Below are 15,110 nucleotides of genomic sequence, written 5' to 3'. Positions count from 1 at the left end.
ACCACCTCTTCCTCTATAGACCCCCGGCTTATTTGCCTTGGGAGTCTTTTAAGTAGCGAAAGAACTCACTCTCGGGGTCTACCAGCATCATATCGCCTTTGTTGGCGAAAGACTGCCGATAGGCCTCAAGGCTGCGTATAAACGCATAAAACTCAGGGTCTTTATTGTAGGCATCGGCGTAGATACCGGCGGCTTTGGCGTCACCGTCACCACGCAATTGCTCTGCCTCTCGGTAGGCCTCAGCCTCAATCACCACTTTTTGGCGATCGGCGTCGGCGCGAATAGCGGCTGCTTGCTCTTTACCTTCAGAGCGATATTGCTTGGCTTCCTTCTCACGTTCAGCGCGCATTTGCCGATACACGTTCTCGCTGACAGTATCTGGGAAATCGATACGTTTAACACGAACGTCAACAACCTTAATACCCAGGCTCTCCCTTGAGAGAACATCCAGATCATCAGTCAATTTTTCCATTAACTGATCGCGCTCCCCGGAGATCGCTTCATTCAAGGTGCGGCTACTCAGCTCATTTCGCAGGCCATCATTGACTCGGGCTTCCAACCGAGACGCAGCCACCTGCTCATCACCACCGGTCGCTTTGTAATAGTTTTCTGCATTGACGATTTGCCACTTTACGTAGCTATCAACCTGCAAGCGCTCCTCGTCTCTGGTCAGAAAACTTTCCACATTGGCATCCAGTGTCAGCACACGGGATTCAAACTTGCGCACATCTTCCCAAGGCAATTTAAAGTGCAGCCCAGGGCCAATGTTCGGCTCGACAATGCGTCCAAATCTCAGCTTGAGTGCCTGCTCTTGCTCCTGCACCTTGTAAACGCTCATTGAGCCAACAAGCACGACGGCGAATATGGCGATAATCGTTATTGGTCTCATCGTCTGTTACCTCTGCTTGTATTGCTATCGCGCAGCATGTCACGAAGTTGATCTTCAACGATGTTGCGTATCTGGGTTTCATCCAACACGTTATTTATCGATTGCTTGGTAGAGGTTTTTGGCTGGCTCTTGGCAATCTGATCCAGCGGCAGATACAACATGTTGTTGCCGCCTTCGACATCCACCATCACTTTAGAAACGTTTTGCATAACATCTTGCACTGTGTCCAGGTACAAACGCTGTCGGGTCACTTCAGGTGCTTTTTGGTACTCCACCAAGAGTTTCTCAAAACGCTGGGATTCACCTTCTGCTTCGGCAATCACTCGGTCACGGTAGGCCGTAGCTGCTTGTATCATTCTCTGAGCTTCACCACGGGCCACAGGCACAACACCGTTTCTGTAAGATTCCGCTTCTTCAATGTAACGATCTCTGTCTTTGCGAGATGCGTTCACATCGTCAAATGCCGGCTTCACCGGAACCGGTGGTTCACCTTTACCAATATTCACTTTGGAAATCTGGACACCGGTTTGGTAAATATCCAGGTAGTTCTGTAGGCGATTCTTGATTTCACCAGACAGCTTTTCACGGCCTTCAGACAATACATCACTGGCCAGGGTACTGCCCACCACATGACGAATTGCACTGTCAGTTGCGTGCTTGAGGCTTGCGATCGGATCGCGCACATTAATAATGTACGCCTTTGCATCGGGAACGGTGAATTGAACGGTTACAGGCAAGCTGACGATATTTTCGTCTTTGGTCAGCATAAGGCCAGTAGCAACGTGCTCTTGTACTTTGGTTACATTCACCTTATTAACAGTGTCAATAAACACCGGCCGCCAATGCAAACCCGGGCCAACTGTGTCGTGGTATTTGCCAAACCTCAGCACCACACCACGCTCTTTTTCATCCACCTGATAGATCCCAGACAGGGCCATAATCGCCACAACAACAACGAGAGCCAAGCCGATCAAACCACCGCTGACACCTTTGCCGTTACTGTTGCCACCAGAACCACCAAACAGCCCGCCAAAGCGCTCTTTCAGTTTTTGCAGTGCCTCATCCAGATCCGGCGGCCCATCGCCACCGTTTTTGCCACCCCAAGGATCGCGGTCACGGCCGCCACCGGGTTCATTCCAGGCCATATTCAGCTCCGTCAATGTAATAAATGGTTATTAAGAAAGATGGTGGGGATTCTATCTGGAAATTCAAGGCAAGTGAGAAAATTTGCTTCGAGCAGCGGGCCACGGGCGGCGAGCTGATCGTGCCAACTTGTCACACTGAGCGCCAAGAAGGGTTTCATAACGTGCAGCCAGCAAGAGACCTTTCGCTGCGCTCAGGATAACAATTACACTCGGTCAGCCCGTAGCTCGCCGCCCGCAGCTATCTATCAAGCACTTTGAGCCAAATCATCAAGCCCCGGCAACTCCACCAGATCCCCGAGTTTCAGGTGCTCACTTTTCAGCAAACGCAGAAGATCCGACTCCGGCATACGCACTTCCAGCTTGACATCGCCATTGTCCAGAGTTTGCTCCTGAACCACGGCATTGTTTTGATAAAAGCGTGCTCGCAGGCGGCTTTGTTGCGGCTCCAGTAAATAAACCCCATGAGTCATGCGGGCGCCCACTCGTTCGCGAATGGCATCCTGCAGTAAATCCAGGCCGAGGCCATTTTGTGCCGACAGCCAAACCGCCACTGGCATACCACGGGAATCGCGGTCAATGCGCGGCCTGCCCTCTTCCAGCAGGTCGATCTTGTTGTACACCAACAAACTGGGCAGCTCGTGGGCATCAATATCTTCCAGCACCTCACCGACCCGCTGAATATTGCGATGGCGCTCTTCATCAGCGGCATCCACCACATGGAGCAACAACGACGCATTGGCCGCTTCTTCCAAGGTGGCACGAAACGCCTCCACCAGCTTGTGGGGAAGATGGCTGATAAAACCCACGGTGTCGGTAAGAATCACTGGGCCGGTTTCCGGCAACTCCAAACGCCGCATGGTGGGGTCCAGAGTCGCAAACAATTGATCGGCGGCGTACACCTCGGAAGTGGTCAAGGTATTGAACAAGGTGGACTTACCCGCGTTGGTGTAGCCCACCAGAGAAACCGTAGGAATTTCCGCCCGGCGCCGGGAGCGACGCCCCTGATCCCGCTGTTTGCGCACTTTATAAAGGCGCTTTTGAATGGATTTGATGCGCTCTCGTAGCAAGCGGCGGTCTGTCTCCAACTGGGTTTCACCTGGGCCACGCAAGCCAATGCCACCCTTCTGGCGTTCGAGGTGAGTCCAACCTCGCACCAAGCGAGTGGACATATGCTGTAACTGGGCCAACTCCACCTGTAGCTTGCCCTCATGAGTGCGGGCTCGCTGAGCAAAAATGTCCAGAATCAGGCCCGTGCGATCCAGCACTCTGCACTTAAGATGATGCTCCAGGTTGCGTTCTTGGCTGGGAGAAAGGTTGTGATTAAAAATCAATAGTTGGGCGTCGTGGTGACGTACCAAACCGGCCAACTCATCGAGTTTGCCGGTGCCAACAAAGTATTTGGGATGCGGGCTCTGGCGTTGCCCCATCACAAAATCGACAGGGTCACCACCTGCAGATAACACCAGTTCTTCAAATTCGCGGGGATCTTCCGGCTCATTTTCACTGTGTAAATCCAGGTGAACCAGTATGGCCAATTCACCAGATTCCGGACGATCAAAGAACAACCAGTGCCTCCATAAGTGTTTATAAAATCAGTCGTTAAAGTCAGTACCAGGTTGACCCTGGCTGTATTCGCCACCCTGCTGGCCTTGGGTGGGAGCACCCAGAGGCAGACGAACCGGGCGCGCCGGCACCACGGTGGAAATAGCGTGCTTGTACACCATTTGGCTGACGGTGTTTTTCAGTAGAACCACAAATTGGTCAAAGGACTCAATCTGCCCCTGCAATTTGATGCCGTTGACCAGAAATATTGAAACCGGGATGCGCTCTTTCCGTAAGACATTCAGGAAAGGGTCTTGTAAGTTGTGCCCCTTTGACATGGGATTCTCCTTATTTTTAGAAATCGGCTGTTATTATTGAATGGCCACAGATCAAACCAAACTGCATACTACCTGCCATTCCGATACCAAAACTGTCTGTGCAGGGTGTAACCTAATTGTGGCACCCAAAAACACCGGCTGCACAGGAAAAAGCCACAAAATTTGCGGAAATCCATCATACCGCTAGCCACTGCTGTTGTATATGGGGCTATTTCGCAGAATTTTCAAGGCATTTTGCAGGATTTCCTCAGAACTTAGCGACACTCCCTGTGGGGTATCCGTATACACCCAGTTCACATCCTGCCAACCGCGAAGCCAAGTGAGCTGGCGTTTTGCCAGTTGACGGGTGGCCACCACTGCCTTTGTGACCATCTGGTCGTAGTTTAATTCCCCGCACAAGTGCTGCCAGGCCTGGCGGTAGCCCACCGCACGCATCGCCGGCAGATCCGGATGCAAATCACCCCTTGCAAACAATTGCCTGACTTCATCCAGGCCACCATCGGCCATCATGGTGGCAAAGCGGTTTTCTATACGCTGATGCAACACCGCTCGATCCCTTGGAGCAATGGCCATCTGGGTAACCTGATAGCTATCGGTAACCGGCTGCACGGAACTGCTGCCCTGTTGAGACAACAGTTGCGAAAAGGGTTTACCGGTGGTTAAGCACACTTCCAGGGCACGGTGGATACGTTGAGAGTGATTGGGGTGAATGCGCTCGGCGGACTGTGGGTCGAGCTGCGCCAGGCGCTCGTGCATGGCAGGCCAGCCCAGTTCTGCGGCCTGGGCGTCAATATCCGCACGCACTGCTGGATCCGATGGCGGCAACTCAGCCAAACCCTCCAACAATGCGCGAAAGTAAAGCATGGTGCCCCCCACCAGCAATGGAATTCTGCCAACAGCGCTGATGGCATCCATTTCCCGACGGGCATCGCGGGCGAAATCACCCACTGAGTAGCTGTCAGCCGGATCCCGTATATCAATTAAACGGTGTGGAGCTTTCGCCAAAGTCTCTGCATCGGGTTTAGCACTGACCACATCCATTTGCCTGTACACCAGCGCAGAATCAACACTGATCAACTCTACCGGCAAATGATCGCACAGTGCCACGGCCAAATCGGTTTTGCCCGAGGCAGTGGGGCCCATTAGGAAGATAGCCTGGGAGGGTTCAGTCACGTTTTATTTGGCCTTGGTAACCATTACTTTGAAACAACAATTGCGGTATCGCTACGAGCAGCGGGCTTCGAGCTGCGTGTAATCTGCTCGTAGCCCGAAGCACGTGGCTCGTAGCTGTTTTGCAGCAGCAAAACATCACCTTCCACGCAAAAACAACTTATCCAGCTCAGCTAAACTCATCTGCGTCCAGGTGGGGCGGCCGTGGTTGCACTGGCCGCTGCGTTCAGTGTGTTCCATATCTCGCAGCAAGGCGTTCATTTCAAGAATAGTCAGGCGGCGGTTGGCGCGCACTGAGCCGTGACAAGCCATAGTGCCGAGAATTTCGTTAATGTGGGCAGCAATACGATCACTGCTGCCATGCTCTAACAGGTCAGATAGCACATCCCGCACCAGTGGCTCTACATCGGCGCCGCGGGTCAGAGCAGGAATTTCCCGCACCAACAGGCTTTCCGGGCCCGCTCGCTGTAACTGAAAACCCAAGGCTTCGAATACGCTGTGATGCTGTTCAGCACTGTCTGCTTCCCTCTGGCTCACTGCCAAGGTTTCGGGCACCAATAGCGGTTGAGACGCCATACCCTGCTGCTCATAGGCAACTTTCATGCGCTCATAGGTAATACGTTCGTGGGCGGCGTGCATATCCACCAGCACCATGCCCTCGGCGTTCTCCGCAACAATATAAATACCCTTGAGCTGGGCAATGGCGTAACCAAGAGGTGGGATTTCCTCAGCCTGACTAGCATCGGCACTGGCTGGCTGATCCATGACTGGTGCAGGCTGGTGCAGCGCTCCGTAATGACTCACTTGCTCCTGTATTTGCTGGGTCGAGGGTGCAGGCGACCGATAACCCAAACCCAACCCTATGGTACTGCGCAAGCCGTCGTTGCTATCGGCAATTGATACCGGATTGGCAGAGGTGGGAGTGGGCTGTTCCTGACTGGCAGTCAGGGGTTCACCAGGGCGTACTTCCGCCACCGTCTGGTTCAACGTGCTGTAAATAAAGCCGTGTACCGAACGGCTATCGCGAAAGCGGACTTCGTGCTTGGTAGGGTGAACATTGACGTCCACATCCGCGGCTTCCAATTCCAGAAACAGCACATAGGCCGGGTGGCGACCGTGATAAAGCACATCCTGATAGGCCTGACGCACCGCATGGGTCACTACCTTGTCGCGAATGGCACGGCCATTGACAAAGAAGTACTGCATGTCCGCCTGGCTGCGAGAAAAGGTAGGCAAGCCCATCCACCCCCACACGCGTAAACCGCCGCGATTAATATCAAGGTAGACCGCCTGCTCCATAAACGCAGGGCCGCAGATCTGTGCCACTCGCCGCTCCTGCTCCAGCTGGTTTTCTGCTGGCCGCATGGTAAACAGGGTTTTGTTGTTGTGGCGCAGGGAAAAGGCTACATCAAAGTGACTCAGAGCGAGTTTTTTCATCACATCGTCAATGCGATTGAATTCGGTCTTTTCAGTGCGCAAAAATTTGCGCCGCGCCGGGGTGTTGAAAAACAGGTCGCGCACTTCAACAGTCGTACCCTGGGGGTGCGGAGCAGGCTCCAGGTTGACTTCCATTTCCCGACCTTCAGAGACTGCTTTCCAGCCAGACTGGCCCTCATTGTTGTTGGACGTCATGGCGAGCCGCGACACAGAGCAGATACTGGCCAATGCCTCGCCACGAAAGCCCAGGGTTTGCACCGCCTCCAGATCTTCCAACTCGACAATTTTGCTGGTGGCGTGACGGGACAGGGCCAGGGGCAGATCCTCTTTATCCACACCACCGCCGTTATCGCGGATACGCATCAACTTGACACCACCAGCCTCGACTTCCACATCGACCCGGCTGGCACCGGCGTCGATGCTGTTTTCCAGTAACTCTTTAATAACAGACGCAGGGCGCTCCACCACCTCACCGGCTGCAATTTGGTTGGCAAGGCGGGGACTAAGTTTGTGAATCTGGGACATATAAAAACTCGCTGTCGTCATTGCGAGATGGAGGCACGGCGACGATTTCTGAACGTCAAGATGCGGGTATTTTAAGGCGCTGGCCCATGCGAATGCGACTGTTTTTCAAGCCGTTGTAACTCATAAGCCGCTTGACACTGACTTTATGGCGTTGAGCGATTTCCGACAGGGTATCTCCGCGACCAATGACGTAAGTGCGCTCCACTTTGTTGCGGTTGGCCGCCAGCCAGGTGCCTTCCAATGGGCGCTTGTGGAAGTAACTTTCAATACCGGTAAAAATCGCACCCGCCATTTTCTTCTGATAGCTGCTCTGTACCAGTAGCTTGCGGTCACTGGGGTTGGAGATAAAACCGGTCTCTACCAAAATGGAAGGCATATCCGGGGAGCGCAACACCACAAAGTTAGCCTGTTCGGTATTTTTCTGATGCAGTTTGGAAATACGTCCCATGCCTTTTAGTACTTCCGAAGCCACATCCAAGCTGCTGTTTAAGGTGGCATCCATCGAAAGATCCAACAACACCCGTGCCAGATCATCATCCTTGTCTTTCAGACTGACGTTTTCCACACCACCGATAAGGTCGGAGCTGTTTTCCTTGCGGGCCAGATAGCGGGCCATCTCACTGGTGGCGCCTTTGGTGGATAACACATACACCGACGCTCCTCTTGGTTTCGGCGAGGTAAACGAGTTGGCGTGAACAGAGACGAGCAGATCGGCGCGCATGCGGTGAGCAATATCACGGCGCTTTTTCAGGGGGATGTAGTAATCCCCGGTGCGCACCAACTCGCCGCGAAAACCGGGAGTGCGGTCGACAATACGTTCCAATTGTTTGGAGATCGCCAGGGCCACATGTTTTTCATGAATACCCCGTTTACCCAGTGCACCTGGATCTTCTCCGCCATGCCCGGCATCGATGGCAATGACGATATCCCGCTCTTTGTTTTTAACCGCATCAGAAACCGTTTTAACCGTTTTTGCCGCTTTGGCTTTGTCGTACAGGTCAATCACCAAGCGGTGGCCATACTGCTTATTGGGTTTGAGGGTAAAGCTGCGCGGCGATACCACACTGCCCAAATCCAGCACCACCCGTAAATCCCCCCCTTTTTTAGCAGCACTGCGAATGGCAGATACAGGGGTATTGGCCAATGGCAATTTATCAAAGCGTGCCTTTGAAGTGGCGTTCTCGATGTCGATAACCAGACGACTGGGGTTTTCCAGGGTAAAGATGCGGTGTTCTACCGCGGCACTGAGATCAAATACCAGGCGAGTGTTGTCCGGCGAGCGCCACACCCGCACGCCGTCCAAAGTGGAGGCGACAGAGGCTACCGAACACAGCAATAGCACAAGAAAAATAAATTGAACTGTAATGCGTTTTTTTAGCAAGGGGACAACCCGTTTATTATTTGTTGACCTCGGGCAGTGCGCGCCTGCACACAAACCCGGCGGCCAGCACCCACTTTACCGACACTGATGCGCACTCGCAAATCCGGTTCCGGCAAAAAGCCTTCGCCACGCACAGGCCACTCCACCAGGCACAGATTGCCTTCCGTAAAGTAGTCGCGAATGCCCATATATTCCAATTCTTCGGGGTCACCGAGGCGATAGAGATCGAAATGGCACACCGTTTTGTCGTTGAACTGATAGGGTTCCACGAGTGTGTAAGTTGGGCTTTTCACCGCACCAACGTGACCAAAAGCAGAGAGCACCCCCCGACTCAGAGTGGTTTTGCCAGCGCCCAAATCCCCTTCCAGGAATACCACACCACCGGTTTGCAATTGGTTGCCAAGGTTTGACCCAAAGCACACCATCGCCTCTTCACCGACTATCTCAAAGTATTTATCGACAGATTGTGTCAACAATTAACCAACTCCCTCAATGAGTCAAACAAGTCGCTGGCTACCATTCCTCGCTCGCCCTTCTGTTCCGCTACCTTGTCGGCGGCTGTACCGTGCAGGCAGACACCAAGCTGGGCAGCGGTTATTGGTGCCAATCCCTGAGCCACCAGCGCACCGATCACCCCAGACAACACATCTCCCATTCCACCGGTGGCCATGCCGGGGTTACCGGCGGTGCAGATACCTGTGTCATCACCGTCGCACACCAACGTACCCGCCCCTTTAAGAACGGTAATAGACCCGGTTTGGTTCACAAGTTTTTGCACCGCGGAAAAACGATTTTGCTCGATACCGTTAATAGTTGTGTTTAACAAACGCGCTGCCTCTCCCGGGTGTGGGGTAATCACTCGGTGACTCTGGTGCTGCGTCAAAGACAAAGGACCTTCTGATAGCAGATTCAGCGCATCTGCATCCAACACCAGTGGCAAACTACTGGCCAGAGCGACCTGCAGCAGTTGCTGCGACCAGGGAGAACGACCAAGGCCAGGGCCGATCACCAATACCGATGGCTTTTGCAACAGTTGTGTCAGCTCCTGGCCCGATTGAACCCCAACAGCCATCAGCTCTGGCCGCCTCGCCAACAGTGCAGGAATATGTTCTGGCCGGGTTGCCACACTGACCAGACCTGCACCACAGCGCAATGCCGCTTCCCCGGCCAATAGCGCAGCACCACCCATATTGTGATCACCACCCACCACCAAAACATGGCCAAAGCTGCCCTTGTGAGCATCCCGACGCCGAGGTGGCAAATGTTTGAGCAAGTGGCGGCTGTTCAGCAAATGACTGGGGGAGGTTTGCCGGGAATACACTTTTGCAGGCACATCCAAAGATTCAAAAAACACATCACCGCACAGGGCCGGGCCACGCCCGGTAAACAGACCCTGCTTGTTGCCAATAAAACTGATGGTGGCATCCGCTTGCACCGCCACGCCCAACTCAGCCCCAGTTTCTCCGCAGAGGCCAGAGGGGATATCCACAGCCAGCACTGGAAGCTGACTGGCATTAATGCGGTCGATCGCCTCTGCATAGGATTCCCGTACCGTCCCCTTCAAACCGGAACCTAGCAGCGCATCAACAATCACTCCGGATTGATATTCCGAATCCGGGCAAAAAGGATTACAAATCACACCAGCAGACACAGCGTGGCCGTAGGCCAATTGGGCATCGCCAGTCAGTTGTTGAGGATCACTGAGGTAAACAACCTGAACACTCAATCCTTGCTCAGCAGCCAAGGAAGCAATAATGTAGCCATCGCCAGCATTGTTACCGGAGCCACAGAATATGTGCAGGTGCGGTGGGTTCGGCCAACACTCCAGTAACAACTCAAATGCCGCCGTACCGGCGCGGTACATCAGATCAAAACCTGGAATACCGTATTCTTCAATGGCCAAGCGATCCAGCTCGCGTACTTGGGCAGGGGTATAAAGCGATTGCGCAAAACCGAGGTTTTCCATAGAAACCGTTGCACTTTTTTATGACAGATCGGCTGCCATTATACGTCAACAGACCACAGTGGTCTGGCATGGTAATATCCTCGCAGCAATCCACAGCTCAAATCCAATGACATCTATTCTCACTGTTGATCTCACGGCCCTGGCTGACCAAATAAAAATTTGGGGCAGAGAACTGGGCTTTCAACAAATCGCCATTACCGATATCGACCTGCAGCAGGCAGAGCAACGTCTGAAAGAATGGCTCAATAAGGGCTATCAAGGCGACATGAACTGGATGGAGGAGCACGGCGACAAACGCTACCGCCCTGAAAAGCTTCACCCGGGGACTCTACGTGTTATCTCCGCGCGGATGAACTATCTACCTGCGAACAGCAATATGATCAGCACGCTTAAGCAACCGGATACCGCTTATATTTCCCGTTACGCTCTGGGTCGCGATTATCACAAATTGATTCGCAAACGCCTGGCGCAGCTGGCGCAAAAAATTTCCGATGCGGTACCGGGTTCCATAGAGCAACGCCCCTTTGTAGACAGCGCACCGGTCATGGAAAAGGCCCTGGCGGAAAAAGCCGGTTTGGGCTGGGTGGGTAAAAACACTCTGGTACTCAACAGTGAAGCAGGCTCCTGGTTTTTTCTCGGAGAAATATTTACCAGCCTGCCTTTGCCCACAGATCAATCCACAGAACAAGATCGCTGTGGTAAATGCAAAGCCTGCATGACCGTGTGCCCCACCAATGCCTTCCCCAAACCTTACGTACTGGATGCACGGCGTTGCATTTCTTATCTCACCATCGAACTTAAGGGCTCCATCCCTGAAGAGTTTCGCGAACCGATGGGTAACCGGGTATTTGGCTGTGACGATTGCCAGGCCATGTGCCCCTGGAACCGTTTTGCCAAAGCCAGCCAGGAGCTGGATTTTCTGCCACGTCACAAGCTGGACAGCACGCGGCTGGTGGATTTGTTTAACTGGACAGAAACCGAATTTCTGGAGCGCACCGCCGGTTCACCCATTCGCCGCATTGGTTACCAACGCTGGCTACGCAATTTGGCAGTAGGGCTTGGCAATGCGCCCTATTCCGATGACATCATTAGCACCCTTGAAGCCAGGCGAGAGAAAGTGTCAGAAATGGTTTGGGAGCATATTGAGTGGGCACTGGAAAAACAGCGATCAGCTCACTCTGTTTTGAAAAAAACCTCCCGGTAATGCTTCAACTCTTCAATAGAATCGCGAATATCATCCAGTGCCAGGTGAGCACCTTTTTTGGTAAAACCATCCAGTAGCTGCGGCTGCCAACGGCGGGCAATTTCTTTGATGGTACTGACATCCAGATTGCGATAGTGAAAATAGCCTTCCAATTGCGGCATGTATTTCACCAAAAAGCGGCGATCTTGACCGATGGTGTTACCGCAGATCGGTGATTTACCTGCATCCACATATGGCTCCAGAAACGCAATGGTCTGTCGCTCCGCATCAGCGGTGGAAACCGTGCTGGTACGCACTCGTTCGGTCAAACCAGATTGTCCGTGTTGGCGTGTATTCCAGTCGTCCATCCCATTCATTATTTCATCGGGCTGGTGAATGGCGAAGACCGGGCCTTCCGCCAATACATTGAGATTTTTATCGGTCACGATGGTGGCAATTTCGATAATGACATCTTGCTCTGGATCCAGCCCGGTCATTTCCAGGTCAATCCAGATTAAATTGAGGTCATCTTTTTTATTATCTTCAGTCATGCTGCTTTCCACTTTCCTTTTCTTTCGCCACGGCAATGATGCGCTCCAACAACGCAATGCGTTGTTGCTTAATATCTAAATCGTTGAGGGAGTCAAGCTCGGTTTCTGCCTTTTTTACATCGTCGTACAATTGTGCCAACTCTTTCTCTAAGGCCTCCAGCTTTTCAGCCCGCTCCGCCTTATCGAACATCAATGTCTCCGCGTTAGACGCCGCCATATCCACTGATTTGGCAGGTCTGGGTTTGGCCAAAAACAGCTGCTCACCCACCTGACGCTGGTTCATAAAGCCGGGAGAGACGATCTCTATATCCGCACCGTGGAGTTGATCCAACACCTGGATTCGCAGCTCTGAGCGCTTGCTCAACAGCTGTTTTACTTCCTCGTAGAAACCACACACCTTATAGCTGATGGCAAAATCACCCAGTTCGCGCACGTGTACAAAAGGCTCTTGCAACCCCACATTGGTCGCCGCTTTTTTCAGCAATGGCGTCACCCTGTAATGAGGCACGTCGTAACCCAGTGACAGGTCGCAAGATACGATAGTGCCACTGCTGTGAACCACTTTGGCAGGATTGGAAGCCACATACAGGTTGGGTAAGGTAATCAGGTCGCGCTCTTCCGATTGAATCTCAATATGAAACAGCCCCCGCTCGGTCACCCGGCCGAAGTGATCTTCAACCCGGATAAAATCCCCGGTGCGAAAACTGCGCACTGAACGCAGCATCAAGCCGGCCATAATATTGGCCACGAAGGTGGTGGAAGAAAACGCAATAACACCAGTCAGCACCAAGCCCAACAGGCTGAGTAACTGGCTGCGCATTTCGTGAGGAACTGGCAACACCAGGATAATCAGCACAATACCCACGGCCACTAACACCAGGAATACCAGCTGCCGCACCATGTGGTTGGCGGCATTCGCCCCCGCACGCTTTAACAGTAGCCAGTGGCACAGCCACAAGCCCAATAGCACAGCGGCCACCAAAGCCAGGGGTAATAACAGGTCTTTGAGTTGATCCAATACGGTTGTCAGCAAACCAGCGCCTCCATATCACTAACCCAGATTATGCTATATCCTTGACCCACAACCCACCGTAATTTCAGTTGCAACGGCATGGCCCGAAAGCTCACTAAAAACCAGCAGCGCCGCATTCAACAACAGCAAAAGCAACACGCTCGCCGGGCGACCTCTGCAAAACCGCAACAGTTACCAGACGACAGCCAGCTGGGGGCAGAACAGACAGGAGTGGTGATTACCCACTATGGCACTCAAGTGGATGTAGAGCCGCAAGGGCAAAAAGGCACAACCAAACGCTGTTTTTTGCGAGCCAATATTGGCAGTGTTGTCACTGGTGATGAGGTTATCTGGCGAGATGCGCAGGACAGTAATGGTGTGATCGTTGCTGCAGAACCTCGCAAATCCGCACTGTATCGCCCAGATAGCCGCGGCAACCTGCGCCCGGTAGCCGCCAACATTGATCGCATTTTTATTGTGGTAGCAGCAGAGCCCGAGCCCTTTGCCAACTTGATTGACCGTTACCTGGTAGCAGCGGAGAATCAGGGGGTTGAAGCTGTCTTGGTATTGAATAAATCTGACTTGCTCAATGGCGATAAGGGTGAAGCGGTTCGTAAACTGGTCAGCCCTTACCAACAACTGGGCTACCGGCTGATTATCCTGTCCACCAAAAGCGGCGATTCCAGCCTGCAGGAATTACAGGCCATGCTGCGCGACCACACCAGCGTTTTTGTCGGCCAATCCGGCGTCGGTAAATCCTCCCTGATTAACGCGCTGCTGCCACAGGCCAACAGCGCGGTTGGCGAGCTGTCTGAAGCCAGGGCCAAGGGCACACACACTACAACCACTGCTCGCCTCTACCATCTTGAGCTCGGTGCCGGTGGCGATGTTGGGCGCTTGATCGACTCCCCGGGCATTCGTGAGTTTGGCCTCTGGCATTTGGAACCAGAACAAATTGCCCAAGGCTTTGTTGAAATGCGGGCCTTTTTGGGCCACTGCCAATTTCGCGACTGCAAACATCAACGGGAACCCGGTTGTGCGCTATTGGCCGCAGAGCAACGGGGCGATATATCTCCAGACCGGCTGGAAAGTTATCGCCGCATACTGGTGAGTCTGCAAAGCTGAAGGCTATAATCCAGCTCCTTAATAGTGGATCAGAGATGCCTCATGGCTTTACCGTTATTGCTTGAACCCGAAGAGTTGCAAGCTCATTTAAACGACGACTGTATTTTGATTGTGGATCTGTGCTCAACGGAACAGTACCGACTGGGACACCTTCCAAACGCCGTTCATGTATTGCCTCAAGAGCTGGTTCTGGGGGCACCTCCAGCCCCAGGGCGCCTACCGACACAGGAAAGCTTAGATACACTGTTTTCCCGGCTGGGACTGAGCAAAGATACCCATGTGGTTTGTTATGACGACGAAGGCGGCGGCTGGGCTGGCCGCTTTATCTGGACATTGGATATTATCGGCTATAAAAATTATTCGTATTTAAACGGTGGAATACACGCTTGGCGCAGTGCCGGATTGGAAACCGATACTCAAGAACATCGCCCGGCATCCAAACCCGTATCGGTGACTATAGACCAATCACAACTGATATCAGCGGAACAGATTATCGACAGTCTGGGCAATTCGGATTTCAGGATATGGGATGCACGTACTCCCGGTGAGCACAGCGGCAACAAAGTATTAGCGCAACGAGGTGGCCGTATTCCCGGCGCCATAAACTGCGAATGGACCGAATTGATGGACCCCAATCGCAGCTTGCGCATCCGAGAAGACGCCGCCGAACTGCTGCAACAATTGGGATTGAGCGCCGATAAGGATATTGTCACTCACTGCCAAACCCACCACCGCTCTGGTTTTACCTATCTGGTGGCAAAGGCACTCGGCTACCCTCGTATTCGCGCCTATGACGGTTCCTGGTCTGAATGGGGCAATCGCCCCGATACACCAGTGGAGATTTGA

14 protein-coding genes are annotated in these 15,110 nt (G+C 53.0%); 3 read left to right on the top strand and 11 right to left on the bottom strand.

Features of this window, described 5'->3' with window-relative positions:
• Positions 1-28 precede the first annotated feature (28 nt).
• From hflC to KFE80_12615, 9 genes are all read right to left on the bottom strand, one after another.
• Positions 29-889, bottom strand: coding sequence for a protease modulator HflC (gene hflC / locus KFE80_12655; protein UTW45194.1), 861 nt, complete (start codon positions 887-889; stop codon positions 29-31).
• Positions 886-2,034, bottom strand: a complete 1,149-nt coding sequence (hflK, locus tag KFE80_12650) for an FtsH protease activity modulator HflK (GenBank protein UTW45193.1) — start codon at positions 2,032-2,034, stop codon at positions 886-888. Before hflK ends, hflC begins: the two co-directional genes overlap by 4 nt.
• Before the next feature lie 245 nt (positions 2,035-2,279).
• A complete protein-coding gene (gene hflX, locus KFE80_12645; protein UTW45192.1) occupies positions 2,280-3,599 on the bottom strand; it encodes a GTPase HflX in 1,320 nt (439 codons plus the stop codon).
• Between the two features lie 27 nt (positions 3,600-3,626).
• A complete protein-coding gene (gene hfq, locus KFE80_12640; protein UTW45191.1) occupies positions 3,627-3,914 on the bottom strand; it encodes an RNA chaperone Hfq in 288 nt (95 codons plus the stop codon).
• 183 nt (positions 3,915-4,097) lie between these two features.
• Positions 4,098-5,057 (bottom strand): tRNA (adenosine(37)-N6)-dimethylallyltransferase MiaA, encoded by a 960-nt coding sequence (gene miaA / locus KFE80_12635; protein ID UTW46732.1) that lies wholly within the window; start codon positions 5,055-5,057, stop codon positions 4,098-4,100.
• A gap of 165 nt (positions 5,058-5,222) precedes the next feature.
• Positions 5,223-7,046: a DNA mismatch repair endonuclease MutL gene (gene mutL / locus KFE80_12630; protein UTW45190.1), complete on the bottom strand. Its 1,824-nt coding sequence runs from the start codon at positions 7,044-7,046 to the stop codon at positions 5,223-5,225.
• Positions 7,047-7,101: 55 nt separating this feature from the next.
• Entirely contained in the window at positions 7,102-8,427 is a 1,326-nt protein-coding gene (locus tag KFE80_12625) for an N-acetylmuramoyl-L-alanine amidase (GenBank protein UTW45189.1), read from the bottom strand.
• A complete protein-coding gene (tsaE, locus tag KFE80_12620) occupies positions 8,421-8,852 on the bottom strand; it encodes a tRNA (adenosine(37)-N6)-threonylcarbamoyltransferase complex ATPase subunit type 1 TsaE (GenBank protein UTW46731.1) in 432 nt (143 codons plus the stop codon). The genes KFE80_12625 and tsaE overlap by 7 nt, the downstream gene beginning before the upstream one ends.
• 44 nt (positions 8,853-8,896) lie before the next feature.
• The gene (locus KFE80_12615) at positions 8,897-10,393 is read right to left on the bottom strand and encodes an NAD(P)H-hydrate dehydratase (protein UTW45188.1); all 1,497 of its coding nucleotides are present in this window, start codon (positions 10,391-10,393) and stop codon (positions 8,897-8,899) included.
• Positions 10,394-10,499: 106 nt separating this feature from the next.
• On the opposite strand from KFE80_12615, the gene queG reads away from it, so the two are divergent.
• Positions 10,500-11,597: a tRNA epoxyqueuosine(34) reductase QueG gene (queG, locus tag KFE80_12610; protein UTW45187.1), complete on the top strand. Its 1,098-nt coding sequence runs from the start codon at positions 10,500-10,502 to the stop codon at positions 11,595-11,597.
• Here the strand turns inward: queG and orn are convergent.
• Together orn and KFE80_12600 are read right to left on the bottom strand one after the other, a co-directional pair.
• Positions 11,567-12,127: an oligoribonuclease gene (orn, locus tag KFE80_12605; GenBank protein ID UTW45186.1), complete on the bottom strand. Its 561-nt coding sequence runs from the start codon at positions 12,125-12,127 to the stop codon at positions 11,567-11,569. The genes queG and orn overlap by 31 nt on opposite strands.
• Positions 12,120-13,028, bottom strand: a complete 909-nt coding sequence (locus KFE80_12600; protein UTW46730.1) for a mechanosensitive ion channel — start codon at positions 13,026-13,028, stop codon at positions 12,120-12,122. The genes orn and KFE80_12600 overlap by 8 nt, the downstream gene beginning before the upstream one ends.
• Positions 13,029-13,238: 210 nt before the next feature.
• Between KFE80_12600 and rsgA the strand changes: the two genes are divergently transcribed.
• Together rsgA and KFE80_12590 are read left to right on the top strand one after the other, a co-directional pair.
• Positions 13,239-14,264, top strand: a complete 1,026-nt coding sequence (gene rsgA, locus KFE80_12595; GenBank protein UTW45185.1) for a small ribosomal subunit biogenesis GTPase RsgA — start codon at positions 13,239-13,241, stop codon at positions 14,262-14,264.
• 42 nt (positions 14,265-14,306) lie between these two features.
• On the top strand, positions 14,307-15,110 hold the full coding sequence (locus KFE80_12590; GenBank protein ID UTW45184.1) for a sulfurtransferase: 804 nt from the start codon (positions 14,307-14,309) through the stop codon (positions 15,108-15,110).

Source organism: bacterium SCSIO 12696, from assembly GCA_024397955.1.
Classification (GTDB): Bacteria; Pseudomonadota; Gammaproteobacteria; order Pseudomonadales; family Porticoccaceae; genus SCSIO-12696.
The sequence above is the reverse complement of the archived record's forward strand: the minus strand, read 5'-3'. Positions and strand labels throughout refer to the sequence as shown.